Source organism: Trinickia camelliae (genome assembly GCF_053525655.1).
This window is the reverse complement of sequence record NZ_JBCHAA010000003.1, coordinates 289373-315375: the sequence shown is the minus strand read 5'-3', so window position 1 is coordinate 315375 and position 26003 is coordinate 289373. Positions and strand designations below refer to the sequence as shown.

The window sequence follows — 26003 nt, the reverse complement described above, 5'->3', positions numbered from 1 at the left end:
GTGTTGACGCATTAGCGTCGACACGGCTTTCTATTTTCCGTAGCGGGTTGCACGGCGCATGGTCCTAGGACGACCGGGCATTTCCCGCTCAGATTTGCCTTATATATTAGTTATCCAGATCATCTTATACTCTCCGCCCGAAATAATTTTGTAAGAAGGGAGATAAAACGATGTCTCGGGTATTCACGAAAATCCGCCCTGCGGCCTTGGCTGTGTCGCTGCTGATCGCCGCACATGCTCATGCTGCCGGTACCGGCACCATTGCTGACGGCACTGGCAACATCAGCAAAGACGGTACAACCACCACCGTCACACAAAGCACCAACAAGCTCATCATCAACTGGGACAACATGGATGTGGCCCGGAACGAGACGCTGAACTTCAAGCAGCGCAGTTCGACGGCCGCCGTTCTTAACCGCGTCAACTCGCTTGATCCGACTACCATCCTCGGTTCGTTGAATGCCAATGGCCGTGTGTTCATCGTCAATCCGAACGGCGTGGTCGTTGGGCCGAGCGGCAGGATCAATGTTGGCGCGCTGTTCGCGTCCTCGCTCAACATCAGCGATGAAGATTTCAGGGCTAATAACCTGAATTTTTCCGGCGGCGGTCAAGGCAGAGTTGCCAACTACGGCAAGATCACGGCAAAAGAATCCGTTGGCCTTATCGGTTCGAAGACGGTCGAGAACCTCGGCACGATCACGAGCAGCGGCGGCGACGTTGTAATGGCTTCCGGAGACGACATCACGCTCGAATTCGCGGACTCCCATCTGGAAGCCAAGCTGAACAAGGGCAGCCTCGAAGCGCTCGTCAACAATGGCGGCTTCATCAAGACCGATGATGGAAACATCACGCTCACGGCGTGGGCTCGGGACTCGGTCGTGCGCAGTGTGGTCAACAACACGGGGACGCTCGAGGCGTCGAGCTTGAGCCGTGATGAGTCGTCTAAGCAGAACTACCCTCTTTACGGCCGCGTCAACCTAGTGGCAGGGAAAAGCGATTACGACAGCAACGGCCAGTCCACATACGTACCTGGCGGCCCATGGCCATTTGCCGTCATCGGCGGTGACGTCACTGCGGGCGGCTCAATCTCCGCAGAAAACGTACAACTTTGGGGCGCAACGGTGACAGTCGACGGGACCCTCCTCGTCAACTACACGCTCCGTGCAATCGGATCCCATGTTTCGACTACCGACCGCGCATGGATCGAGACGGGGAACCTTTGGAGCAGTGGCTTTGGCATCTACGATTGGAGCCGTGGCAATTTTATATATTCCCCTGGCGGCGCCCCCAACATTTTGGAGATTTAACGCCCTCGGGGCGGGACCAAGTGAGGTCCCCGCCTGAGTTTCGATCTACTGCGGCGGCGGCTCGAGTTGGTCATCATGGCCGTCTCTACAAATCAATATCCATGAGCTCTTTCGGCGGCAGCAGCTCCGCTGCCGTCCGTCGAATAAACCGCCCTCACCCCGTCTCCACCACAAACCCATGCTGGCGCAACAGCGCCAGCACACCCTTCGGCCCGCCAAGATGCAGTGCCCCGATCGCCACAAAAACCGGCTTATTCGGCCCGGCGATCAAAAGCATCCGCGCCACAAACCGCCGGTTCCGCTCATAAACGATCTTGTTGTCGATCGCATCCGACACCGGCTGCGAGCGCGCGAGCTTGTCGGACTTCGCTGAGGCCCACGCCGCAATCGCATCGGCATCGCCAATGCGCCAAAGCCGATGCAGCTCCATCACATCGGCAACGTTCTCGGCTGGCGTCTGCTGCAAATCCTGCGCAAGCATCTCCCGCTGCTCCGCAAGCGTGAGCCCCGTAAACGCCCGCATCTGCTCGCCTAACGTTTCGAGCCCAACAACCTTGCCCTTCGTCTTCAGATAAACGTTCTGCAATTGCGCTTCCGACCCATATTCGGTCTGCAGCCCGGCCGCGAGCGAATCATACGTTTCAACCAATAACGCAGCGAGCCAAGGCCGCGTCTTCTTGATCTCATCCAACGCAGCCGGATTGCCACGCAAGCGATTCGCGAGCTTGCGCCACAACGCCTCCGGCAGCAACCGCGGCAGACACGCACGCGCGCAAACGCCGTACTTCGTCACATCGTCTTGCGACTCGATCAGGTCATCAGGAGAGAGTTCCAACGCAAGCGTTGGGGAAGCGGCTAAAGCCGCCAAGATCGGCCGCCGAAAAGGTTGGGCCGCAGGATAGTCGGACGGGTCGCCAACATGCAGCGTCCCAAGCAGATAGATCGTCGTCTGCCCTTTGGTGGCGACGTAAAACGGCATATGCGCGGGCTGCACCTGCACCGGCCCGCTTGCGGTCGTACCGCCGCTGGTACTCGGAAAACTCGGCGGCGCCGTATGAAACCCAGGCAGCGACGCCCGACGCTGGCTGCTCGCGGGCGCCCCGTCAGGCGCCGGAGTAGGCACCGGCAAATGCGCCGGCGGCATCGCCGTATTGGCAGGCACGCCGGCCGCCTGCGCTATACCTATCGGTACGTCGAAGCCCTGCGGGATGAGCGCGAGCGCAGCGCTCGCAAGGAGGAGCGCTGTCCAGCGCCGCGCGAAGGCGGCGCGTGGGCCACCTTCGTGCAAGCGGCGCGCAATGCGACGCGCCGCCCGCGCTTCAGGCATCCGCCTCCCCTACCTCCTCGGCGCGGTGGCACGCCACCTGCCGTCCATCCACTTCGCGCAGCTGCGGCACCTCGCTGCGGCACCGCTCGACCGCATACGGGCAGCGCTGATGGAACGTGCAGCCCGACGGCGGATTGAGCGGCGACGGCAGCTCGCCTTGCAGCTTGATCTGAATGCGCCGGTCCGATTCGAAGATGGCCGGCGTCGCCGACATCAGCGAGCGCGTGTACGGATGCCGCGGCCTCGCGAAGACCGTCTTCTTGTCGCCCAGCTCGGCGACGCTGCCGAAGTACATCACCATCACGTCGTCGGCGACATGCTCCACCACCGACAAGTTGTGCGAGATGAACACGTAGCTCGTCTTGAACTGGTCCTGCAGGTCCATGAACAGGTTCAGGATCTGCGCCTGGATCGATACGTCGAGCGCGGACACCGGTTCGTCGGCGACGACGATCTGCGGATCGAGAATCATCGCGCGTGCAATCGCCACGCGCTGGCGCTGGCCGCCCGAGAACATATGCGGGTAGCGCTTCGCATGCTCGGGCCGCAGGCCGACCGTGCGCATGATCTGCGCGATGCGCTCGGCGCGTTCGGTGGGGGAAAGCGCCGTGTTGATCGCGAGCGGCTCGCCGAGCGTCTGCTCGACGGTCTTGCGCGGATTGAGCGACGCGAACGGATTCTGGAACACCATCTGCACACTCCGGCGCAGCGCCGCGATCCGCTCCTTGCTGCCGCCCGCGACGTCGTAGCCCTCGAGAACCAGCCGCCCCGACGTGGGCGGTTCGATCATCGTGAGCTGCCGGGCGAGCGTCGACTTGCCGCAGCCGGACTCGCCGACCACCGCGAGCGTCTTGCCGCGCGTCAGCGAGAACGACACGCCGTTCAACGCCTTGACCGTGCCCTGGCCGAACATCCCTCGCTTGACGTGGTAGTGCTTCGTCAATTGATCGGCGATGAGCACCGGTTCCTCACCATGTTGCGCGTGAGGCGTTTGGGGTACTGCATTCATCAGGCGCCTCCGTGCGGGGTGGTCTTCGAGTGGAGCGAATCAAGGTTGAGCGGCTTGATGCAGCGCGTGCGCATCCGTTCGTCGGGCGCGTCAAGCATAGCAAGCGCCGGCCGCGCCTTCATGCAATCGTCCACCACGTACTTGCAGCGCGGCGCGAACATACAGCCCTTCGGGCGGTCGTCGCGTCCCGGCACCATGCCCGGCAACGCGGCGAGCCGCACTGCGCCGATATTGTGCTCGGGAATCGCGGCGAGCAGCGCCTCCGTGTAGGGATGGTGAGGCGCCGCGAAGATGTCCGGCACGCGGTTCGTCTCGATCACCTCGCCCGCGTACATCACCGCGACGCGCTGCGCGACTTCCGACACCACCGCCAGATCGTGCGAGATCAAAACGAGCGCCATGCCGCGCTCCTTCTGCAGCTTCACGAGCAGGTCCATGATCTGCGCCTGGATCGTGACGTCGAGCGCGGTAGTCGGCTCGTCGGCGATCAGGAGCTTCGGGTTGCACGCGACGGCCATCGCGATCATCACGCGCTGGTTCATCCCGCCCGACATCTGATGCGGAAACGACGTGATGCGGTTCTTCGCATCGGGGATGCCCACCTGATCGAGCAGCTCGAGCGCGCGCTTGTGCAAAGCGTCGCCGCGCAGCCCTTCGTGCAGCTTCAGCACTTCCTTGATCTGATAGCCGACGGTGTAGCTCGGGTTCAGGCTCGTCAGCGCGTCCTGGAACACCATGGCGATGTCCTTGCCGACAATCTTGCGGCGTTCTTTCGCCGTCGCTTTCAGGAGGTTCTTGCCGTTGAACGTGATCTCGTCGGCGGTCACGATGCCGGGCGCGTCGATCAAGCCCATCAGGGCCATCATCGTCACGCTCTTGCCCGAGCCAGACTCGCCGACGATGCCGATCACTTCGCCCGGGGCGATGTGGATATCGACGCCGTCGACAGCGGGCAGGCCGCTGAAATTCACCCGCAGGTTGCGGACGGTCAGAAGATTGTTGCTCATGTTCAGGCCATCCGTTTCAGTTTGGGGTCGAGCGCGTCGCGCAGCCCGTCGCCGAGCAGGTTGATCGCGAGCACCGAGATCAGGATGGAGAGGCCGGGCATCGTCACGATCCACCACGCGTTGTCGATGTAGTCGCGCGCCGAAGCGAGCATCGCGCCCCACTCCGCAGCGGGCGGCTGCACGCCGAGGCCGAGGAAGCCGAGCGCCGCCGCATCGAGAATCGCCGACGAAAAGCCGAGCGTCGCCTGCACGATCAACGGCGCCGTGCAGTTCGGCAGCACCTGCGAGAACATCAGGCGCAGCGTGCCGGCGCCGGCCACGCGCGACGCGGTCACGTACTCCTTCTGCAATTCACCCTGCGCCGAGGCGCGCGTCAGACGCACGTAGCCCGGCAGCGCAACGATCGCGATCGCGAACATCGTGTTCGTGAGGCCCGGGCCGATGATCGCGACCACCGCCACTGCGAGCAGCAGCGACGGCAGCGCGAGCAGCACGTCCATGAGACGCATGATCGGCGTATCGGCCCACTTGTCGAAGAACGCGGCGATCAAGCCGAGCACGACGCCCGGAATCAGCGCGAGCACGACGGAGACAAAGCCGATCCAGAACGACATCCGCGCGCCATACATCAGACGGGACAAGATATCGCGGCCCGCTTCGTCGGTGCCGAGGATGAACTTCCAGTTGCCGCCGTCGAGCCACGCGGGCGGGATCTTCACGTTGTCGCGGTACTGTTCGATCGGGCTGTGCGGCGCGATCAACGGCGCGAAGATCGCAACGAAGACCAGCACGAGCACGATGGCGCCCGCCGTGACGGCGCCGCGGTTGCGCGAGAAGTTGGCCCAGAACTCGCGCAGGGCGAGCACGCGGCCGCTGGGCGGCGTGACCGCTTGGGGGACGGTGTTTTGAATGTCAGCCATATCAGTCTTACCTCGTATGGCGAATGCGCGGGTTGAGCACGCCGTACATCAAATCGACGACGAGATTCACAACGATCACGAGCGTCGCGATCATCAGAATCCCTCCTTGCACGACCGGATAGTCGCGCCGGCTGATCGCATCGATCAGCCACTTGCCGACGCCCGGCCACGAGAACAGCGTCTCGGTCAGCACCGCGCCCGCGAGCAGCGTGCCGACCTGCAGGCCGATCACGGTCACAACCGGAATCAGCGCATTGCGCAACGCATGCACGACGACCACGCGCACGGGCGACAAACCCTTCGCGCGAGCCGTCCGAATGTAGTCTTCGCGCAGCACTTCGAGCATCGACGAGCGCGTCATCCGCGCCACAACTGCCAGCGGAATCGTGCCGAGCACGATCGCCGGCAGGATCAGGTGGCTCACCGCCGATTTGAACGAGCCTTCATCGGGCGCGAGCAGCGCATCGATCAGCATGAAGCCGGTGACGTGCGGAATGTCGAATTCGACCGCGATGCGGCCCGACACCGGCGTCCAGCCGAGATCGGCCGAGAAGAACATGATGAGGATCAAGCCCCACCAGAAGATCGGCATCGAGTAGCCGGTGAGCGCGGTGCCCATCACGCCGTGATCGACGATCGTGCCGCGCTTGAGCGCCGCGAACACGCCGGCCGGCAGGCCGACGACGAGTGCAAAAATCATCGCGCAGAACGACAGCTCGACGGTCGCCGGAAAGCGCGCGAGGAATTCCCCCATCACGCTCGTATTGGTGATCAGCGACATGCCGAGGTTGCCGTGCAGCGCGCGGCTGACGTAGTGGAAATACTGCATCGCCAACGGTTCGTCGAGCCCGAGCTGGTGCAGCGCTGCCGCATGCATGGCCGGGTCGACGCCGCGCTCGCCCATCATCAATTCGATGGGGTCGCCCGGTATCAGGTGGATGAGTGCGAAAGCGAGGATGGTAATGCCGATGAATGTCGGTATCACCATGCCGATGCGGCGTAAAACGAATCGGAACATGGTTCGTCCCTAAATCTTCGAGGAGGAAAAACGCGACCGGCGACAAGGGGCTCGTGACCCCCGTCGCCGGACTTTGTGAGGACTTTCAGCAACCGCTAAAAAGCGTACCTTGCCTGCCTTACGGCAAGCCGTTACGGCTAGCCGTAACGGCGGGCCTTAAAGGCTAGCCTTACTTCACGCCGACACCGTCGAAACGCAGATACCCGAGCGGTTCGATCTTCATGTCGATCACCTTCTTGCTGACCGGCTGATAGACGGTCGAGTGCGCGATCGGCGAGAACGGCAACTGCTGCGCCCAGATTTGCTGTGCTTGCTGGTAGATCTGCGTGCGTTGCGCCTGATCCGGCGTTTCGCGGCCCTTCTTGACCAGATCGTCGAACGGCTTGTAGCACCATTTGCCGAAGTTGCTGCCGTTCACCGCGTCGCAGCCGAGCAGCGTGCCGAGCCAGTTGTCCGGATCGCCGTTGTCGCCCGTCCAGCCGATCAGCATCGTGTCGTCCTCGCCGGCGTGGGCGCGCTTGATGTACTCGCCCCACTCATACGTGACGATCTTCGCGCGCACGCCGATCTTCGCCCAGTCGGCCTGAATCATTTCCGACATCAGGCGCGCGTTCGGGTTGTACGGACGCTGCACCGGCATCGCCCACAGCGTGATGTCCATGCCGTTCGGGAAGCCGGCCTTCGACAGCAGATCCTTCGCCTTCGTCGGGTCGTACGACGCCAGCTTGAGATTCTTGTCGTATGACCATTGCGTCGGCGGCATCGGTGCCTGCGCGGCCTGACCCGCGCCCTGGTACACGGAATCGATGATCGCCTTCTTGTTGATCGCCATGTCGAGCGCTTGGCGCACCTGAGCGTTGTCAAGCGGCTTGTGCGTCACGTTGTACGACAGGTAGCCGAGGTTGAAGCCCGGCTGCGACGGCATGTCGATGTTCGGATCGGCCTTCAGCCCCGCGACATCGGCCGGGCGCGGATATGCCATCACCTGGCACTCGTTCTGTTTCAGTTTCTGCACGCGCACGCCCGGGTCGGGCGTGATCGCGAAGATCAGCTTCGAGACCTTCACGGCATCCGACTTCCAATAGTCAGGATTGCCATCGAAGCGGATCGTCGCGTCCTTCGTGTAGCTCTTGAAGATGAACGGGCCCGTGCCGACCGGGTACTGGTTGATGTCGGCGGCCTTGCCGGCCTTGAGCAACTGATCGGCGTATTCAGCCGACAGAATCGACGCGTACTCCATCGCCATGTTCTGGATGAACGGCGCGTTCACTTCCTTCAGCGTGAACTTGACGGTGTAGGGATCGACTTTCTCGACTTTGGTGATCAGCTTGTCGAGGCCCATGTCGCTGAAGTACGGGAACTGCACCGGGTAGGCTTTGCGGAACGGCTGGTTCGGGTCCAGCATGCGCTGGAACGTGAACACGACGTCGTCCGCGTTGAATTCGCGAGTCGGCTTGAAGAAAGACGTCGTCTGGAACTTGACGCCATGGCGCAGGTGGAACGTGACGCTCAGCCCGTCGGGCGCGACGTCCCACGATTCGGCGAGACCCGGTTCGACCTTGGTGCCGCCGCGCTCGAACTCGACGAGGCGGTTGTAGACCGTGAAGGTGTTGGCGGTGAAATCGGTGCCGGTCGTGTATTGGGCAGGATCGAAGCCTGCGGGACTGCCTTCTGAGCAGTAAACCAGGGTCTTATTCGGGATCGCGGCGTGCGAGATCGTCGCGGCGCCCAGCGATGCCGCTGCGGCGACGCCTGCGAGCATGGTCGTACGCACGGCGCGCAACAGTCGGGTTTGCTTCATGTTTCCTCCAGTTCTCAAGCCGGCTTGGGCCGGCGTAGCGCGATATTACTTACCTTTGATTACCCGAACAAGCGGTCGAAAATAGGCATTGCCAAGCGGCGAAAACCCGTGCTGAGTGCGTGCCGGGACACGTCGCGCGGGCGCTCGGCCGGGCTGATTTCGAAGCAGTAAACAAGGGTTTTGTAGGGTAGCGCCGCCGCGCAGGAGGGGGAATCGAACTGCGATCCTTCGACATGACGCGCTCCTTTTTGTAACCGTTCTGGTTCGAGCGATGCGTACAGTGACGTGATCGTAGCTTAGTCAATATTTTCGGCGGTGAGGACAGGGATTACGCCGATCTTACGGAGGGCGGGCCGCGGCGGGAAAGCCGCGGCCCGGTTGAAGCGTTTGAAGCGTTTGAAGCGGGCGAAGCGGGCGAAGCGGGCGAAGCCTACGAAATGGTCAGACGCCGAGGCGCTCGCAGATCGCCTTGGTGGCCGTGGCGGCGTTGAGCGTATAGAAATGGATGCCCGGCACGCCCTGGTCGACGAGCCGCTGGCACAGCCCGGTCACGACATCGAGCCCGAAGGCGCGAATCGCTTCGCGATCGTCGCCGAAGCTCTCGAGGCGGCGCGCGACCCAGCGCGGCACTTCGGCGCCGCACATCTCCGAGAAGCGCATCAGTTGCGAGTAGTTCGTGATCGGCATGATGCCCGGCACGATCGGCACGTCGACGCCGAGCTTCCTGGCGTCGTCGACAAAGCGAAAGTACGCGTCCGCGTTGAAGAAGTACTGCGTGATCGCCGAATTCGCGCCGGCCTTCACCTTGCGCGCGAAGTTCTCGAGATCGTGCTTCGGCGAACGCGACTGCGGATGGTATTCCGGGTAGCCCGCCACCTCGATCCAGAACCAGTCGCCGTGTTCGGCGCGAATGAAGCTCACGAGCTCCGACGCATAACGCAGCTCGCCGACTGCGCCCATGCCCGAAGGCAGGTCGCCGCGCAGCGCCACGATATGGCGAATGCCGTTCGAGCGGTACTCGTTGAGAATCGCACGCAAGCTCTCCTTCGACGAGCCGATGCACGACAGATGCGGCGCGGCTTCGAGGCCGTCGGCGGCCATGTCGAGGACGGTATCGAGCGTGCCTTGCTGCGTCGAGCCACCCGCGCCGAACGTGACGGACACGAACTTGGGCTTCAGGTGCGCGAGCTCCTTGCGCGTGGCTCGCAGCTTATCGATGCCTTCCTGCGTTTTCGGCGGGAAGAACTCGAATGAAATTTCGATCGGTTTCATGATGAGTGAATAGTCCGGCGGTACCCGAGTCAGACGAAGCGTCAGACGAGGTTGCGATTGCCGAAGATCAGCGCGGACAGCAGCCACGACACGATGCTGTACAGAATCGAGCCGAAGAAGGCCGCCCAGAAACCCGATACCTCGAAGCCCTTCAAGAGCGACGCGCACAGCCAGAAGCACAGCGCGTTGACCACCAGGATGAAGAGGCCGAGCGTGACGATCGTAACGGGCAGCGTCAGCAGGATCAGAACCGGCCGGATGATCGCATTGATGAGCCCGAGCACGAGCGCGATGATGAGCGCCGTGCCGAAGCTGCGGATATGGATCGACGGCACGAGGTACGTGATGATCAAGAGCGCGAGCGCGTTGATCACCCAGGTCAGCAGCAAAGTCATCGAGGGCTCCTTTCGGTTTGGGGTCCGCCACATGGAACACCGCCGCGCGCATTGCGGCGCACGGCGGCATCGGAGACATCAAGCGGCTGGGCGCGGCGCATGGAGCGCACGCGCGTTGCCGGATTCCCGCTTATTTTCTACCTAGGTTCTGCTTAGTACCGGTAGTGGTTCGGCTTGAACGGGCCGTTCTTGTCGACGCCGATGTAGCCGGCCTGATCGTCCGACAGCACGGTCAGGTTCGCGCCGATGCGCGCCAGGTGCAGGCGCGCAACCTTCTCGTCGAGATGCTTCGGCAGCACGTACACCTTGTTCTCGTACTGGCCGCCGCGCGTGAAGAGCTCGATTTGCGCGAGCGTCTGGTTCGCGAACGAGTTCGACATCACGAACGACGGGTGGCCCGTCGCGCAGCCCAGGTTCACGAGGCGGCCTTCAGCCAGCAGGATCACGCGCTTGCCGTCCGGGAAGATGATGTGATCGACTTGCGGCTTGATGTTTTCCCACTGGTACTGGCGCGTCGACGCAACGTCGATTTCCGAATCGAAGTGGCCGATGTTGCAGACGATCGCGTTGTGGCGCATCGCCTTCATGTGATCGTGGCCGATCACGTGGTAGTTGCCGGTGGCCGTCACGAAGATGTCGGCCTTGTCGGCGGCGTATTCCATCGTCACGACGCGGTAGCCTTCCATCGCCGCCTGCAGCGCGCAGATCGGATCGATTTCGGTGACCCAAACCGTCGCGCCCAGGCCGCGCAGCGATTGCGCGCAGCCCTTGCCCACGTCGCCGTAGCCCGCGACGACCGCGATCTTGCCCGCGATCATCACGTCGGTCGCGCGCTTGATGCCGTCGACGAGCGACTCGCGGCAGCCGTACAGGTTGTCGAACTTCGACTTCGTGACCGAGTCGTTGACGTTGATCGCCGGGAACGGCAGGCGGCCGTCCTTTTCCATCTGATAGAGACGGTGCACGCCGGTCGTCGTTTCTTCGGTGACGCCCTGGATCTGCGAGAGGCGCTTCGAGTACCACGTCGGATCGATTTCGAGGTGACGCTCGATCGACTTGTACAGCGCGACTTCCTCTTCATTGGTCGGCTTGGCGATGACCGAGCAGTCCTTCTCCGCCTTCGAGCCGAGGATCAGCAGCAACGTGGCATCGCCGCCGTCGTCGAGGATCATGTTGGCGTTTTCGCCGTTCGGCCATTCGAAGATGCGGTGCGAGAACTCCCAGTATTCGTCGAGCGACTCGCCCTTGAACGCGAACACCGGCGTGCCGCCCTTGGCGATCGCGGCGGCGGCATGGTCTTGCGTCGAGAAGATGTTGCACGAGGCCCAGCGCACGTCCGCGCCGAGCGCCTTCAGCGTCTCGATCAGCACGGCGGTCTGGATCGTCATGTGGAGCGAACCCGCGATGCGCGCGCCCTTCAGCGGCTGCTGCGCCTTGTACTCTTCGCGGATTTGCATGAGACCGGGCATTTCGGTCTCGGCGATGTTCAGTTCCTTGCGGCCCCAGTCAGCAAGCGACAGGTCGGCAACGACGAAATCTTGGGATTTGGAATCGATAACTGCGGCGTTCATCACGCCCTCCTTTCTAAAAAAGTTCTAGAAAATTGTGACGTGAGCGCCGTTCGATGGAGCCGGCAAGCGCGTTCGATGCACGCTTGCGGTCCAAATGAAGTGTCCGAGCCTGGCGGAATGATCCGTCGCAACGCTCCTCGGAACGAAGCGCGATTGTAGCAAAGGACGACGGGGTTTTGCGATGACTTTGGCAGGTTCCGAACGAGCCCGCCTTATAGCCCGCCTTAAGCGGTTCGCACCCTAAATCGGCAGAATCATCGGCAAGAGCGGAGCGACGAGCACCATCACGATGCCGGTCATCATCATCGTGAGGCTCGCGACCACGCCCTCTTCGCCGCCCAGCTCACGGGCCTTCGCAATGCCGACGGCATGGCAGGACGCCCCATACAGCGCGCCGCGCGCGAGCCGCGTCTTGGCCGGAACGAACGCGAGCACGAGTTCGCCGAGCAGCATCCCGCACATGCCGGTGGCGATCACGAACAGAGCGGTCAATTCCTTCGGCGCGTTGATCTTGTCGGAGACGGCGAGCGCGAACGGCGTCGAAATCGAGCGGCTCAACAGGCTGCGTTGCAAATCGGGCGACAGCTGCAGCAGTTTTGCGAGCAGCAGCGATCCGCCGACCGCCGCGATGATGCCGACCGTCACGCCCACGGTCAGGGAGATCCAATGACGCCTCATCAACTCGCGGTAGTGATAGATCGGCACGGCGAACGCGACCGTCGCAGGCCCGAGAAGCCACAGCAGCCAGCGGGTGTCTTGGAAGTACTCGGCGTAAGGAATGTGATTCGCCACCAAGAGGCCGATGATCAAGACGGGCACCACGATGAACGGCGCCAGCCACGGTTTCTTGGCGCTGGCGTACACGCGCTTCATCGCGAAATAGAGCGCGATGGTCAGCACGAAGCAACCGGCGGCGATCCATTGCGCGGGCACGCCGGCAAAAAACTGAGTAGACATAGGGTTCATGATTCGCAATCGGGCGGCGCTTTGCGCCTACGCCCTCTCCATCAATGCCGCGCGCCGAGCGCCTCGTTCAACCCGCACGCGCTGCAACGCGAGACGGCGCTCGAAACGCGCGGCGATGTCGACCGCAAACGCCACAGCGACCATCACGCTTACTGTCCCGGCGACCAGCACCAGCGCGAGGCGCCAGCCGTCCTGTTCGAACAGCCCGCCGTATTTGACCGCCGCGATCGTCGCGGGAATGAAGAACAGCAGCATGTCGGACAGCAGCCAGTTGGCGCCGTCCTCGACCCAGCGCGTCGCCACGCCGCTGAAGAGCAGCACGAGCAGCAGGCCGAGGCCCACCACACCGCCCGAGACCGGCAGACCGGTGCGCCGCACGATGAAATCGGCGACATACCAGACGGCGGCAATCGCTGCGGTTTGCAAGGCAATCTTGCCCACTCGCATGACGATGCTCCCCAACCGCGTCGCTGCGAGGCTGTTGGAACGACGAGTTGTCATGACGGCCACCTTGTTTGATCTGATGCAAGGAGTATAGAAATCGCGTCACTATAAATAAAATGACTTAGAATCATCAAAACCATTCCACATTGGAATTATTCAAGGAAACTGCCCATGGAACTCCGTGCGCTGCGCTATTTCGTGGAAGTCGTCCGTCAGCAGAGCTTCACGGTCGCCGCCGAGCGGATGTTCGTCACGCAGCCGACCATCAGCAAGATGGTCAAGGCGCTCGAAGACGAAATCGGCGCCCCGCTGCTGCTGCGCGAGGGTCGGCAGATGGTGCTGACCGACGAGGGCCGGATCGTTTTTCAGCGCGGCCAGGAAGTGCTCGCCGCGCAGGCGCAGTTGCAAGCCGAACTCGACGACATCGGCACGCTGGGGCGCGGCGAGCTCGCCATTGGCATTCCTCCGATGGGCGGATCGCTCTTCACGCCGGTCATCGCCGAGTTCAGGCTGCGCTACCCGAAGATCGAACTGAAGCTGTTCGAGCATGGTTCGCGTGCGATCGAGGCGGCGCTGATCGCGGGCGAACTGGAGTTGGGTGGCGTGCTACAGCCGGTCGATCCGAACACGTTCGACGTGCTGCCGATGTCGAACCAGAAGCTGTGGGTCGTGACGCGCAAGGGCTTGCGCTGGGACACCATGAAGAACGTGCCGCTCGCCGATCTCGCGCGCGAGCCGTTCGTTTTCTACAACGAAAGCCTCGCGCTCAACGACGTCGTCACCGAAGCGTGCCGTCAGGTCGGCTTCACGCCGACAATCGTGGGCCGCAGCAGCCACTGGGATTTCATGGCGGCACTCGTGCATGCCGGCGTCGGCATCGCGCTCTTGCCGTCGCCGTACTGCAAGCGGCTCGAAACTGAGCACTTCACCTGCCGGCCGGTCGTTGAACCGGAGATTCCGTGGGACATGGCGATCGGCTGGCGAAAAAACGGCTACCTGTCGCATGCGGCGCGCGCGTGGATCGCGGTCGCGCGCGAAACCCTCCCCGGCGAGCCTTATGAGGACTTCTCCTACACGCGATCGCGCAAGCTCACAGGCACGCCCGAGGACTGAGCGCCGCCGGCGTGACGCGCCGCCACGATGAAATCGGCCGCGCGCTCGCCGATCATCACGGTCGGCGCATTGGTATTGCCGCCGATGAGCGTCGGCATCACTGAGGCATCGGCGATGCGCAGCGCCGCCACGCCCCGCACGCGCAACTGCGGATCGACGACCGCCAGCGCATCGCCGCCCATCCGGCACGTGCCGACCGGGTGATAGATCGTGTCGGCGTGCTCGGCGATCTGCTCGCGCAATTGCGCTTCGGTCGCGTCGCGGCGCGTGTACAACTCCGTGCCGCCATGCGAGGCGAGCGCAGGCGCCTCGAAGATCCGCCGTGCGCACTGTGCGCCGCGCACCAGCAGATCGAGGTCGCGTGAATCGGACAGGAAGCGCGGATCGATCAGCGGCGCATCGCGCGCGTCGGCGCTCGCGAGCGTGACCGTCCCACGGCTTTTCGGACGCAGCACGCAGACATGCAGCGAATAGCCGTGCCCCCAGTGCAGGCGGCGGTTGTGATCGTCGACGAGCGCGGTGCAGAAATGCAGCTGCAGATCGGGACGATCGAGCGACGGATCGCTTTTGATGAAGCCGCCCGCCTCCGCGATGTTGCTCGACAGCATGCCGCTGCCGTGACGAATGAACGGCGCCAGTTGCGCGGCCATCTTCGCGAAGCCGCGCAGCGAGAAGCCGACCGGCTCGGTCGATTTCACGCGCTTGTTCAGCGTGAAGTCGATGTGATCGATCAAGTTCTCTCCGACGCCGAGCGCATCGTGCACGACGCCGATACCGAGAGCACGCAGCGGCCCTTCGGGACCGATGCCGGAGCACATCAGCAATTGCGGCGTATTGAACGCGCCGGCCGCGAGCACGATTTCGGCGCGCGCATCAAGGGTTTCGACGCGGCCTGCGCGCGCGACCTCGACGCCGGTGGCGCGCCGCCCGTCGAAGACGACGCGCAGCGCGGTCGCATCGGTCATCACGTGCAGATTGCTGCGCGTTTTGTCGTATAGATAAGCGCGCGCCACGCTGCAGCGGCGGCCGTCGCGCTGCGTGACCTGGTAGAAGCCGATGCCCTCCTGCTCGGGGCCGTTGAAGTCGTCGTTGGCGGGAAAGCCCGCGTCGAGGGCGGCATCGATGAAGCGGTGCGCGAAAGGATTGCGATAGTGCAGATCCGACACGCTAAGCGGTCCGTCCGCGCCGTGCCACGCGTTTGCGCCGCGCGCGTTGCCTTCGGCGCGGCGAAACACCGGCAGCACGTCCCGCCACGCCCAGCCCTCGCAGCCGAGTTGCGCCCATTCGTCGTAGTCGAGCGGATGGCCGCGCGTATAGATCATCGCGTTGATCGCGCTGGAGCCGCCCATGCCGCGTCCGCGCGGCTGGTAGCCGCGCCGGCCGTTGAGCGCCGGCTGCGGCACGGTCTCGTAGCCGTAGTTGGTCTTGCGCTTGAACGGCACGAGCGCGGCGATGCCGAACGGCGTGTTGACGATAGCGTTGCGCTGCGTGTGGGTCCCCGCTTCGATGAGCGCGATCGTCGCGTCGGGGCAGCGGTCCGCGAGCCGGCTCGCGAGCGTCGCGCCACCCGAGCCTGCGCCGACAACGATGTAGTCGTATTGCACGTGCTCCTCCCTCCTTTTTGGCAGCGCGATGCGGGACGTTGTACGCCCGTTGTGTGCGTCACGCGCCTCGTGCACACTTATTTTTTGCGCATTGTAGGGAGTGGTTTGCGTCTGCGGCGCGATGCGGCAAGAGCGATTCCTCTAAACGAATCGCGCGGCGCAAACCTATCATGCAAGGGCATTTCTCGACCAAGAACAAAAGCCCGAACTGCATCAGGAGACGTTCATGCCCTCGCAAGCCCCAACGGCCACACACGAAGTCACGAACCAGGTCCCGCCGCTCGAAAACTACAACCTTTTCGAGTGCGATACGGCCCTGGCCGCGGCGGTCGAGCGCGAGGGCGCCGGTTGGCACCGGGCCGCGCTGTCGCGCGACGGCGCGGTACTGGGCGAACCCGCGACGCTCGCGCTCGCCAGCGCAGCGAACCGTCACGAACCGGAACTCTTCACCTTCAGCCCGCGCGGCGAACGCATCGACGCGCTCGAGTTCCATCCGAGCTGGCATCAGTTGCTCACGCTTCTGCGCCGCGAGGGCCTGCACGCGCTGCCGTTCGAACAGCCGCAGCCAGGTGCGATGCCCGCGCGCTGCGCCGGGTACTTCCTGCATGCACAACTCGAGTCCGGCTCGCTGTGTCCGCTGACGATGACCTTCGCGAGCATCCCCGTGCTGCAGCGCGAACCCGCGCTCTACGCGACGCTGCGCGACAAGCTGCTGTCGCGCGAACACGATCCGCGCGACATCCCGCTGGGCGCCAAGCGCTCGATGATGGTCGGCATGGGGATGACGGAGAAGCAAGGCGGATCGGATGTGCGCAGCAACCAGACGCGTGCATTCGCGACGTCGGCCAGCGCGGGCCGCGGCACCGAATACCGGCTTGTCGGCCACAAGTGGTTCTTCTCGGCGCCGCAATGCGACGCGCACCTCGTGCTCGGGCGCACCGATACGAACGAAGGGCTGTCGTGCTTCTACGTCCCGCGCTTCGCGCCCGACGGCACGAAGAACGCCGTCCAGATCCAGCGGCTGAAGGACAAGCTCGGCAACCGCTCGAACGCGAGCAGCGAAGTCGAATTCGTCGATGCCTACGGCGTGATGATCGGCGACGAAGGACGCGGCGTGCCGACCATCATCGAAATGGCGAACTACACGCGGCTCGATTGCGTGATCGGCAGCGCCGCGCTGATGCGCGCCGCGCTCGTGCAGGCGATCCATCACGCTCGCCATCGCGCCGCGTTCGGCAAGCGGCTCGTCGAGCAGCCGCTGATGCAAAACGTGCTCGCCGACCTCTCGCTCGAATCGGGGGCGGCGACCGTGCTCTTCATGCGCCTGGCGCGCGCCTTCGATGCCGACCCGGCCGCCGCCTCGCCGGAAGATCGCGCGTGGCGGCGCATCGTCACGCCGGCCGCCAAGTTCTGGGTCTGCAAGCGCGCGCTCGAATTCACGGGCGAGGCAATGGAAGTGTGGGGCGGCAACGGCTATGTCGAAGAAGGTCCGATGGCGCGCTTTTATCGCGAGGCGCCCGTCAATTCGATCTGGGAAGGCTCGGGCAACGTGATGTGTCTCGACGTGCTGCGCGGCATCGAGCGTGATCCGGAAGGCGCGCAGGCGCTGCTTGCGTCCTGGCTCGCCGACGCCCAAAGTCATGCCGCCTTGCGCGCCGCGCTCGAACGGCTCGCCGCGACGCTCGCCGCCGCGCCCGACACGCGCGAAGCGCTTGCGCGCCGCATCGCGCAGCAACTCGTGCTCGCCGCGCAGGGAGTGCTGTTGCTGCGCAACGCGCCCGAACCGATCGCCGACGCGTTCATCGCCACGCGCCTTGCCGACGGCCCATGCGGCCGCGTCTACGGCACGCTGCCCGGGACGTTCGACCATGCGGCGATCGTCGCGCGTGCCTTTCAGGCGTGACGTGCGGACAACGCGCCTGAAGCACGAGCGCATTCACCATCAGTAAGCGTCGATAAGCGCGCCACCCAGGCGCCGCAACCAGGAAGCGAAGATGAAAAACGATCTGCCAGGCTATGCCGCGCTCGAAGCGCTATGGCGCGAACAGCGGCAAGCGCAATTGCTGACGCCGTTTCCATCATGGCAAGCACGCGCCACGCACCTGAAGGCGCTGCGCGCGATGCTGCTCGACAATCGCGACGCGCTGGCCGAAGCGGTGTCGGCCGACTTCGGCAATCGCGCGAAAGAGGAAGTGCTGCTCTCGGAAATCTTTCTCGCGAAGAACGAGATCGACGCCGCGCTCAAGCACGGCAAGCGCTGGATGAAGCCGCAGAAGAAGCGCGCCGGCATTTGGCTTCAGCCGGCGCGCGCGAAAGTCGTGCCGCAGCCGCTGGGCGTGGTCGGCATCATCGCGCCGTGGAATTATCCGGTGCTGCTCGCCGCGGGGCCGTTGATCTGCGCGCTGGCCGCCGGCAACCGGGCGCTCATCAAGATGTCCGAGCTGACGCCGCGCACGTCGGCGCTCTTCGAAACGCTGATCGCGAAGACGTTCGCGCGCCATCACGTCGCGGTGGTCAACGGCGATGCGTCGATCGGCGCCGCGTTCAGCGCGCTGCCGTTCGATCACCTGCTCTTCACGGGCTCGACGAAAATCGGCCGCGACGTGATGCGCGCCGCCGCCGACAACCTCACGCCCGTCACGCTCGAACTCGGCGGCAAGTCGCCCGTCATCATCGGACCGCACGCGCGCTTCGATGCGGCGGTCGACAGCATCGTCGCCGGCAAGACGCTCAACGCCGGGCAAACCTGCATCGCGCCCGACTACGTGCTCGTGCCGCGCGGCAAGGAAGACGCGTTCATCGCGCGCGCCCGGGCCTGCGTCGCGCGGCTCTACCCCGATTTCGCGCGCAATCGCGACTACACGTCGATCGTTTCCGAGCGGCACTTCGCGCGGCTGCAACAGCTCGCCGACGAAGCCGCCGCCGGCGGCGCGCAACTGCACCCGCTCGCCGATTCGACAGCCGATGCGTCGCTGCGCCAATTCGCACCCTGCGTGGTGACCAACGCGCCCGCCGAATCCACACTGATGCGCGAGGAAATCTTCGGCCCGCTCCTGCCGCTCGTGCCCTACGACACGCTCGACGACGCGCTTCGCTACATCAATGCGCGTGAACGTCCGCTCGCGCTGTATCTGTTCGACAGCGATCGCACGACGATCGACCGCGTGCTGCACGAGACGATCTCCGGCGGCGTGGCGGTCAACGAAACGCTGATGCACGTCGCGTGCGACAGCCTGCCGTTCGGCGGCGTCGGCGCAAGCGGCATGGGCGCGTATCACGGCTATGACGGCTTCGTGACGTTCTCGAAGATGAAGCCGGTGCTCACGCAGCCGCGCTTCAATGCGCGCGCGCTGATCGCGCCGCCTTACGGCGCGCGCGTCGGCGCGATCTTGAAGATGATGATGAAGCGGTGAACGCGAGCTGATCGCGCGGTTAGCCCGCGCGGTCAGCCCGCTAATCCGCGCTTAAACCGGCCAAAGCGGCCCTTCCTGCATCGCGCCGATCTGCTCACGCAGCTCGAGCACACGCTCTTCCCAGTAGCGCTGCGTGTTGAACCACGGAAACGCGGCCGGAAACGCGGGATCGTCCCAGCGGCGTGCGAGCCACGCCGCGTAGTGAATGAGCCGCAGCGTGCGCAGCGCCTCGACCAGATGCAGCTCGCGCGGCTCGAACTCGCAGAAGTCCTCATAGCCCGCGAGCAAATCGGCAAGCGCGCGAGACGCGTCGGCGCGGCCACCCGGCAGCAGCAGCCACAAGTCCTGCACCGCCGGGCCCATGCGGCTGTCGTCGAAATCGACGAAGTGCGGGCCGGCGTCAGTCCACAGCACGTTGCTCGGATGGCAGTCGCCGTGCAGGCGCAACTGGCGCACGTCGCCCGCGCGCTCGAAAGCGCGCTCGACGCCTTCGAGCGCCAGCGTCACCGCCGCCTCGTACGACGCGCGCACATCGAGCGGAATGAAATCGTGGGTGAGCAGATAGTCGCGCGGCTCATAGCCGAACGTTTGAATATCGAGCGAAGGACGCTCGACGTACGGCTTGCTCGCTCCCACTGCGTGAATGCGGCCGATGAAGCGGCCCAGCCATTCGAGCGTATCGCGCCGGTCGATTTCGGGGGCGCGTCCGCCGCGCCGCTCGAAGATCGCGAAGCGAAAGCCGTCGAATTCGTGGAGCGTGCGCCCTTCGGTCACGCGCGCCGGCACGGCGGGAATCTCGCGCGCAGCAAGCTCGGCAACGAACGCGTGCTCTTCGAGAATCGCTTCGTTCGACCAGCGCTGCGGCCGGTAGAACTTCGCGATCACGGGCGGGCCGTCTTCGACGCCCACTTGGTACACGCGGTTTTCGTAGCTGTTGAGCGGCAGCAGGCGGCCGTCGGTGCGCACACCGGTGTCGATGAGCACGCTGTCGATGGCGTCGAGCACGCATTCCGGCGTGAGCCGGGTGAACGGATGGCCGGCCGCGCCACGATCGGCGGGCTCGCCATCCGCTTCGGAGGAGGGATCGAAATTGGAGTCGTTCATGCCCGCATTGTGCCGCATGAGCGCGCTTGCCATCGCGCGCACTGCTGCACAAGCAGGCAGAAAAACCAATAAAGCCTAACCAGCGCTACATTCAATGCATCAATTCGGAGGCCGGCCGCACGAGGTCGCCGGTATCGATCAGATCTTCCAAAAAGAACGGTTCAGTGTTGAGTTGGAGCGACGCACCGGGCTCGCCGGCATACCAGGCCACCATCGCCATGTCCCCGAGAATTCGCATCACAATGCCGCGGGCGCCAGCAGGCACCGCAATATGCACGGACCGGACGATCGAACCGACTTGCATGATATTTCCCCCGTTCTATGTTGCCGGCAAACCCAGAGCCACGCTCAAAGCGCGCGGCCCTGGCAGTCAAACCGCGCAACGGACAAGCCGTTGCGCGTACATCCATTGTTCCTGCAATTACGGATGCAGGAAAGCCAAAGGTAATAGTAGAAATGCCTCTACTTTCCGAAATCGCACTTACGAACACCTGACCGTGCTTTTTGGAGCAGCGCCGGGCAGGCGAGGAAGCGGCACCATGATAAACCGTCGCGCAGACCCGCCGCGCATGGATGAAAGGCGAACGCAAGTGTAAGCACCGTCAGTGCAAACCATCATGTGAATCGCGTGATCACCTCGCAAGCCGTGCTGCACGGGGCTTTCCGGGGCCGGATGCGGTGCGGTGCAGCGTCGCTCGAAGGCGGGTGCCGCTCGAATCGTCTCCTATACTCAATTAATGCAGACGGGCACCGAGCGCGATGCGAAGTCCGCACGGTTCACCGAGCTCACAGAGTTCTCACAACGACCACTACAGTGGAGACACAGCATGACGACCTACTTCACCATGGGCGATTTCATCCTGGTCATTCCGATGGCGCTTGCCGGCGCACTCTTTCTCGGCGCGCTGCCGACGTCATCCGCGTTCAAGCACAACGTGCTACGCGTGCTTGGCGCGCTGCTGGGCGTGGCCTTTGCGGTGGTGCTGGTCGAAGGACTTCCCGTCCTGATGTAGCGCCGCGAGTCGCGCCGAAAAGCGCTCACTTCGCACGCCTGACATCCGTCAGGCGGTTTTCGGTTTCCCGATGGCGCGCACCGGCTGTCGTCAGCGACGCCGGTGCGTCTTATTTGCGCTGAATTTGCGTCGACGCGTGAATCAAGCGCGCATCAAATCGCCTGATCGGTCGACGGCTTTTCCCACAGATTGATGCCGCCCTCGGTCGCGTAGCGATCGATTTCGGCGAGCTCCTCTTGCGTGAACGCGAGGTTCTTCAGCGCCCCGACGTTCTCCCGCACCTGCTCCGGCTTGCTCGCGCCGATCAGCGCCGAAGTCACGCGCGAATCGCGCAGCACCCACGCGAGCGCCATCTGCGCGAGGCTCTGGCCGCGCCGCTCGGCGATCGCGTTGAGCTTGCGCACGTGCTCGATGTTCTCCGCGCTCAAATGGCCTTGCTGCAGCGAGCCGCCGCCGGGCTTGTTGACGCGCGCATCGGCAGGCACGCCATTCAGGTACTTCCCGGTCAAGAGCCCTTGCGCGAGCGGCGTGAACGCGATGCTGCCCGCGCCGACTTCATCTAGCGTATCGAGCAGCTCGCCTTCGATCCAGCGGTTGAGCATGTTGTACGCGGGCTGATGAATCAAGAGCGGCACCTTGTGCTCGCGCAACAGCTTCGCCATCTCGCTCGTCTTCGCGGCCGAGTACGACGAGATGCCGACATAGAGCGCCTTGCCCTGCTGCACGGCCGTCGCGAGCGCACCGGCGGTTTCTTCGAGCGGCGTGTCGGCGTCGAAGCGATGCGAGTAGAAGATGTCGACGTAATCGAGCCCCATGCGCTGCAGGCTCTGATCGAGGCTCGCGAGCACGTACTTGCGCGAGCCGCCGCCTTGGCCGTACGGGCCCGGCCACATATCCCAGCCAGCCTTCGACGAGATCAGGAGTTCGTCGCGATAGGGCTTGAAATCGTCCTTGAAGAGCCGGCCGAAATTGGTTTCCGCGCTGCCGTAGGGCGGGCCGTAATTGTTCGCCAGATCGAAGTGCGTGATGCCCAGATCGAACGCCGTGCGCAGAATGTCGCGCTGCGTGGAGAGCGGCGTCGTATCGCCGAAGTTGTGCCACAACCCTAGCGAAAGTGCCGGCAGCTTGAGCCCCGACTTGCCGCATACGCGGTACTGCATATCCGAATAGCGTTCCGTTGCTGCTTCGTAGGCCATGTGAATCCTCGATGAAAGCGTGGATGAGTGCACGGCCTCGCGCGGCCGTCCAACCGGATATGTTAGCTAAACGCGTCTGTCCGTGCTGACGGCCGCGAGCGGTCCGGATAGTGGGATTCGGCGCGCCGCGATCGGCCTGCATGAGCCGACATTGCGATGCAATGCCGATGGGATGAAGCGCCTGTCCGAGGGATGGACGACGTCATGCAGGTCTCATACACTGCCGCGTCTGCGTTTCTATCGATGGGAGCTTCACATGATCAAGGCGATTTCGCTTGCGCTGATCGTTGGCGGCGTCGTGCTGCTGTATTTTGGCGGTCAGTCGTTTCACTCGTTTGCCAACGACATGTCGCGCGTGTTCACTGGCGCGCCGACCAACAAGACGATCATGCTGATCGCGGGCGGCGTCGTGGCGACGGTCGCGGGGCTGATCGGGCTTTCGTCGTCGTTGGGCAAGCGTCGTTGAACAGAAGGAACCCGGCGGCGGCGCGCCAAGGTAGTGCGCGCCGATCAAGAGACTGTGGCGCCGGCTTCATGGCAGCCGCCGACGCCATCCCCCCTTCTTAAAGCGCCACTTCCGGTTTGGAAGCCGAGCGCGATCCAGGCAGCGGCACATTGCTCGCGCCGTGATACGTGAAGACAAGCGAAAACTTCACATCGTCGGACAGATTCTGTCCCGCCGAATGCAGCGTATTGCAGTGGAAGAAAACGACATCGCCCGGCTGCAATTCCGGCGACACCGCCGTGTGAATCAATGCCTGATTCTCCGGCAGATCGGAGCGGAAAAACTTCGCTTCGTCGAAACGATCGGACGTGAACGCGGTGTTGTGCGAGCCCGGTACGAACCATAGCCCGCCGTTGTCGACCGTCTCGGGCCCGAGCGCAAGCCACGTCGACACCAGATCGTCGCGCTCGAACGACCAGTAGCGCGCATCGCGGTGCCAGCCGGTCAGGCTGCCGTAGCGCGGGTGCTTCGTCATCATGCAGTTGTGATGCGCGCGCGACAGGCGTGGCTCCTCGCCGAAATACAGCTCCATCCAGCCCTTGATTTCCGGCGCCGTCGCCCACTCGCGCAGAAGCGCATGGCGCACGTAAGCGTCAAGCAGACGCCGCACCGTATGACCGCCCGGCGCCTCTTTCGAATCCGGCGCGCCCGGATAGCGCAAATCGGCTTCGAATTCGAGCGGCGCGGCGGCTTCCTCGAGCTGCTGCTGCGCGAGCGCCTTGAGCGCGGCGCACCGCTCGGGCGCGACGAGCCCCGGCACGACCACGTAGCCGCGTTCCCGCAGCATTTGCACCTGTTCCTTTTTTGAATGCTCTTGCATGAGGCGATCCGTATTACGTATGACGCAGGTTGACGTTTTTGTGACTGGATCGATTGTAAAGCGGGCATGATCGGCGCGGGCGCGCGCTGCACGGCGCTCGTGCATCGATGCACGTAAATTGTTCGCAACGTCCGCGAAAACAGTGCGATCTTTCTTGGTAAAAACCCTTAACTTTAGTGGGACTACTCCGACTTTCGCCCGTCACGAATCACGTGTAGTCTGCATCGATGTCGATTGCATCCCCTTTCTGCGCGCGCTCCATCGGGATCGCCGCCGCGTCGGGCCCTGCTTTGGGCCATTACGTCCCGCGTGCTGGCATACATGCTGCTCCGTTCAGCTTGCCGCCGCTCACGTCCTGAGACGCCCTTCCCCTTTCGTTCGAACCATGCACACTCGTCTGACTACCGGTATCACGCGCGTCGTCATGAAGGCGGCCCGCCCCGCACGACGCCACATCGTGCGTGCGCTGCGCCATCACGCGGCGCGCACCCGCCAGCTCGCGCAACAACGGCAGGCCTCGTCGGCCGATGGCTTGCGCGCCTGGCTCCAAACGATCGTCTCGAAGCTGCGTGTGCGTGCTGGCGCGCGCCCGTTCTCGCGCTTCTCGCTACGCACGCTGCTGCCCAAGCCGCCGGTCGTGCTCCGCGCGCTGACCTCGCGCCGCACGCCAGGCGTTTCGCTGCGCGGCGCGAGCCGGCGTCCGCGCCGCCTCGCGGCCAGCGCCGGCTGGTTCGCGTTCGCCGCGCGCTGAATCGCGGCATCCAGTCGCACAAAAAGAAAAACCCCGGTGCGCAAGCACCGGGGTTTTTCTATTGACTACGTTCGCGGGGGTCAGGCCACTGCCACCACGGCTTCCGTACCGGCGGCTTCCGCGAGTGCCAGCGCCTTATCGGTCGCTTCCCACGAGAATTCCGGCTCTTCGCGGCCGAAGTGACCATATGCCGCAGTCTTTTCGTAGATCGGACGCAGCAGGTCGAGCATCTGAACGATGCCCTTCGGACGCAGATCGAAGTGCTCGCGCACGAGCTTCGTGATCGTCTCGTCCGACACGCGGCCCGTGCCGAACGTGTTGACCATCACCGACGTGGGCTGCGCCACGCCAATCGCGTACGACACTTGAATCAAGCAGCGCGATGCGAGGCCCGCGGCCACGATGTTCTTCGCGACATAGCGGCCGGCGTACGCAGCCGAGCGGTCGACCTTCGACGGGTCCTTGCCCGAGAACGCGCCGCCGCCGTGCGGCGCCGCGCCGCCGTACGTATCGACGATGATCTTGCGGCCCGTCAGACCGCAGTCGCCTTGCGGGCCGCCGATCACGAACCGGCCAGTCGGGTTCACGAGGAACTTGATGTCGCCCTTGATGAGCTCAGCGGGCAGCGTCGGCTTGATGACTTCTTCGATCACCGCTTCGCGCAGCGTTGCCAGTTCGATTTCCGGTGCGTGCTGCGTGGACAGCACGACGGTGTCGATCGAATGCGCCTTGCCGTCGACGTAGCGCACGGTGACCTGCGACTTTGCGTCCGGACGCAGCCAGGGCAGGCGGCCGTCACGGCGCAGGCTCGCCTGGCGCTCGACCAGACGGTGCGACAGGTAGATCGGCAGCGGCATCAGCTCGGGCGTTTCGTCGCAGGCGAAGCCGAACATCAGGCCCTGGTCGCCCGCGCCTTGATCGAGGTTGTTGTCGTGCGCGCGATCGACGCCTTGGGCGATGTCCGGCGATTGCTTGTCGTATGCAACGAGCACCGCACAGCCCTTGTAGTCGATGCCGTATTCGGTGTTGTCGTAGCCGATGCGCTTGATCGTGTCGCGCGCGACCTGGATGTAATCGACGTTCGCGGTCGTGGTGATTTCACCGGCGAGCACGACGAGACCCGTGTTGCACAGCGTTTCGGCGGCAACGCGGGAGTATTTGTCTTGCGTGAGGATTGCGTCGAGGATCGCGTCCGAGATTTGGTCGGCGACCTTGTCCGGGTGACCTTCGGAAACGGATTCAGACGTGAAGAGATAGTCGTTTGCCACTTTTGCAGACTCCATTGGTTACGGTTGGTTTTTCACGTAGCCAGCTTCGGGAGCCTGAAGCGGCGACGCTTTAGCGGATTTTCCGGACCGCCATGGCGCTGGTTGCGCGCTCGGCGGCTTCGCCCCGCAAGTTGTCTATTAACTCGGCGAAGCCCGTATTATAGCGTCTTCTCGGAATT

The 26003-nt window shown here is 63.8% G+C and carries 24 protein-coding genes and 1 riboswitch; of the genes, 7 read left to right on the top strand and 17 right to left on the bottom strand.

The window, feature by feature from the left end; genetic code table 11:
• Positions 1-170: 170 nt before the first annotated feature.
• Positions 171-1307: a two-partner secretion domain-containing protein gene (locus tag AAHK20_RS07680; protein ID WP_449180854.1), complete on the top strand. Its 1137-nt coding sequence runs from the start codon at positions 171-173 to the stop codon at positions 1305-1307.
• 154 nt (positions 1308-1461) lie between these two features.
• Here AAHK20_RS07680 and AAHK20_RS07675 read toward each other — a convergent pair whose 3' ends face one another.
• The 11 genes from AAHK20_RS07675 to AAHK20_RS07625 form a co-directional block, all read right to left on the bottom strand.
• On the bottom strand, positions 1462-2634 hold the full coding sequence (locus tag AAHK20_RS07675) for a TraB/GumN family protein (protein WP_449180853.1): 1173 nt from the start codon (positions 2632-2634) through the stop codon (positions 1462-1464).
• Entirely contained in the window at positions 2627-3643 is a 1017-nt protein-coding gene (locus AAHK20_RS07670; protein WP_449180852.1) for a peptide ABC transporter ATP-binding protein, read from the bottom strand. Before AAHK20_RS07670 ends, AAHK20_RS07675 begins: the two co-directional genes overlap by 8 nt.
• The gene (locus AAHK20_RS07665; RefSeq protein WP_449180851.1) at positions 3643-4650 is read right to left on the bottom strand and encodes an ABC transporter ATP-binding protein; all 1008 of its coding nucleotides are present in this window, start codon (positions 4648-4650) and stop codon (positions 3643-3645) included. The genes AAHK20_RS07670 and AAHK20_RS07665 overlap by 1 nt, the downstream gene beginning before the upstream one ends.
• Before the next feature lie 2 nt (positions 4651-4652).
• Entirely contained in the window at positions 4653-5570 is a 918-nt protein-coding gene (locus AAHK20_RS07660) for an ABC transporter permease subunit (protein ID WP_449180850.1), read from the bottom strand.
• A 7-nt stretch (positions 5571-5577) separates the two neighbouring features.
• On the bottom strand, positions 5578-6588 hold the full coding sequence (locus tag AAHK20_RS07655; protein WP_449180849.1) for an ABC transporter permease subunit: 1011 nt from the start codon (positions 6586-6588) through the stop codon (positions 5578-5580).
• 169 nt (positions 6589-6757) lie between these two features.
• Positions 6758-8389 carry an ABC transporter substrate-binding protein gene (locus tag AAHK20_RS07650; protein ID WP_449180848.1) on the bottom strand — a complete coding sequence of 544 codons (1632 nt, stop codon included), beginning with the start codon at positions 8387-8389 and terminating at the stop codon, positions 6758-6760.
• Between the two features lie 441 nt (positions 8390-8830).
• Entirely contained in the window at positions 8831-9661 is an 831-nt protein-coding gene (gene metF / locus AAHK20_RS07645) for a methylenetetrahydrofolate reductase [NAD(P)H] (protein WP_449180847.1), read from the bottom strand.
• A gap of 41 nt (positions 9662-9702) precedes the next feature.
• Entirely contained in the window at positions 9703-10056 is a 354-nt protein-coding gene (locus AAHK20_RS07640) for a phage holin family protein (protein WP_449180846.1), read from the bottom strand.
• Between the two features lie 152 nt (positions 10057-10208).
• On the bottom strand, positions 10209-11627 hold the full coding sequence (gene ahcY, locus AAHK20_RS07635; RefSeq protein WP_449180845.1) for an adenosylhomocysteinase: 1419 nt from the start codon (positions 11625-11627) through the stop codon (positions 10209-10211).
• A gap of 34 nt (positions 11628-11661) precedes the next feature.
• Positions 11662-11772, bottom strand: a riboswitch (S-adenosyl-L-homocysteine riboswitch).
• Between the two features lie 95 nt (positions 11773-11867).
• Positions 11868-12593, bottom strand: a complete 726-nt coding sequence (locus tag AAHK20_RS07630) for an LrgB family protein (RefSeq protein WP_449180844.1) — start codon at positions 12591-12593, stop codon at positions 11868-11870.
• A gap of 27 nt (positions 12594-12620) precedes the next feature.
• On the bottom strand, positions 12621-13094 hold the full coding sequence (locus AAHK20_RS07625) for a CidA/LrgA family protein (RefSeq protein ID WP_449180843.1): 474 nt from the start codon (positions 13092-13094) through the stop codon (positions 12621-12623).
• Positions 13095-13208: 114 nt separating this feature from the next.
• On the opposite strand from AAHK20_RS07625, the gene AAHK20_RS07620 reads away from it, so the two are divergent.
• A complete protein-coding gene (locus AAHK20_RS07620) occupies positions 13209-14150 on the top strand; it encodes a LysR family transcriptional regulator (RefSeq protein ID WP_449180842.1) in 942 nt (313 codons plus the stop codon).
• Here the strand turns inward: AAHK20_RS07620 and AAHK20_RS07615 are convergent.
• Positions 14108-15754, bottom strand: coding sequence for a GMC family oxidoreductase (locus AAHK20_RS07615; protein WP_449180841.1), 1647 nt, complete (start codon positions 15752-15754; stop codon positions 14108-14110). The genes AAHK20_RS07620 and AAHK20_RS07615 overlap by 43 nt on opposite strands.
• Positions 15755-15980: 226 nt before the next feature.
• Here AAHK20_RS07615 and AAHK20_RS07610 point away from each other — a divergent pair, with 226 nt between their 5' ends.
• Both AAHK20_RS07610 and AAHK20_RS07605 read left to right on the top strand, forming a co-directional pair.
• Positions 15981-17657 (top strand): isovaleryl-CoA dehydrogenase, encoded by a 1677-nt coding sequence (locus AAHK20_RS07610; protein ID WP_449180840.1) that lies wholly within the window; start codon positions 15981-15983, stop codon positions 17655-17657.
• A gap of 91 nt (positions 17658-17748) precedes the next feature.
• Positions 17749-19167, top strand: a complete 1419-nt coding sequence (locus AAHK20_RS07605) for a coniferyl aldehyde dehydrogenase (RefSeq protein ID WP_449180839.1) — start codon at positions 17749-17751, stop codon at positions 19165-19167.
• 51 nt (positions 19168-19218) lie between these two features.
• Here AAHK20_RS07605 and AAHK20_RS07600 read toward each other — a convergent pair whose 3' ends face one another.
• Both AAHK20_RS07600 and AAHK20_RS07595 read right to left on the bottom strand, forming a co-directional pair.
• Positions 19219-20271 carry a serine/threonine protein kinase gene (locus AAHK20_RS07600; protein ID WP_449180838.1) on the bottom strand — a complete coding sequence of 351 codons (1053 nt, stop codon included), beginning with the start codon at positions 20269-20271 and terminating at the stop codon, positions 19219-19221.
• Positions 20272-20362: 91 nt separating this feature from the next.
• A complete protein-coding gene (locus AAHK20_RS07595) occupies positions 20363-20575 on the bottom strand; it encodes a hypothetical protein (protein WP_449180837.1) in 213 nt (70 codons plus the stop codon).
• Positions 20576-21098: 523 nt separating this feature from the next.
• Between AAHK20_RS07595 and AAHK20_RS07590 the strand changes: the two genes are divergently transcribed.
• The gene (locus AAHK20_RS07590; RefSeq protein ID WP_449180836.1) at positions 21099-21284 is read left to right on the top strand and encodes a hypothetical protein; all 186 of its coding nucleotides are present in this window, start codon (positions 21099-21101) and stop codon (positions 21282-21284) included.
• A 152-nt stretch (positions 21285-21436) separates the two neighbouring features.
• Here the strand turns inward: AAHK20_RS07590 and mgrA are convergent, their stop codons facing one another.
• Positions 21437-22480, bottom strand: a complete 1044-nt coding sequence (mgrA, locus tag AAHK20_RS07585; protein WP_449180835.1) for an L-glyceraldehyde 3-phosphate reductase — start codon at positions 22478-22480, stop codon at positions 21437-21439.
• A gap of 256 nt (positions 22481-22736) precedes the next feature.
• Here mgrA and AAHK20_RS07580 point away from each other — a divergent pair, with 256 nt between their 5' ends.
• Positions 22737-22946, top strand: coding sequence for a DUF3185 family protein (locus tag AAHK20_RS07580; RefSeq protein ID WP_449180834.1), 210 nt, complete (start codon positions 22737-22739; stop codon positions 22944-22946).
• Between the two features lie 97 nt (positions 22947-23043).
• Here the strand turns inward: AAHK20_RS07580 and AAHK20_RS07575 are convergent, their stop codons facing one another.
• Entirely contained in the window at positions 23044-23805 is a 762-nt protein-coding gene (locus AAHK20_RS07575) for a phytanoyl-CoA dioxygenase family protein (RefSeq protein ID WP_449180833.1), read from the bottom strand.
• A gap of 385 nt (positions 23806-24190) precedes the next feature.
• Between AAHK20_RS07575 and AAHK20_RS07570 the strand changes: the two genes are divergently transcribed.
• Positions 24191-24556 (top strand): hypothetical protein, encoded by a 366-nt coding sequence (locus AAHK20_RS07570; RefSeq protein WP_449180832.1) that lies wholly within the window; start codon positions 24191-24193, stop codon positions 24554-24556.
• 80 nt (positions 24557-24636) lie between these two features.
• Here the strand turns inward: AAHK20_RS07570 and metK are convergent, their stop codons facing one another.
• A complete protein-coding gene (gene metK, locus AAHK20_RS07565; RefSeq protein WP_449180831.1) occupies positions 24637-25824 on the bottom strand; it encodes a methionine adenosyltransferase in 1188 nt (395 codons plus the stop codon).
• Positions 25825-26003 lie beyond the last annotated feature (179 nt).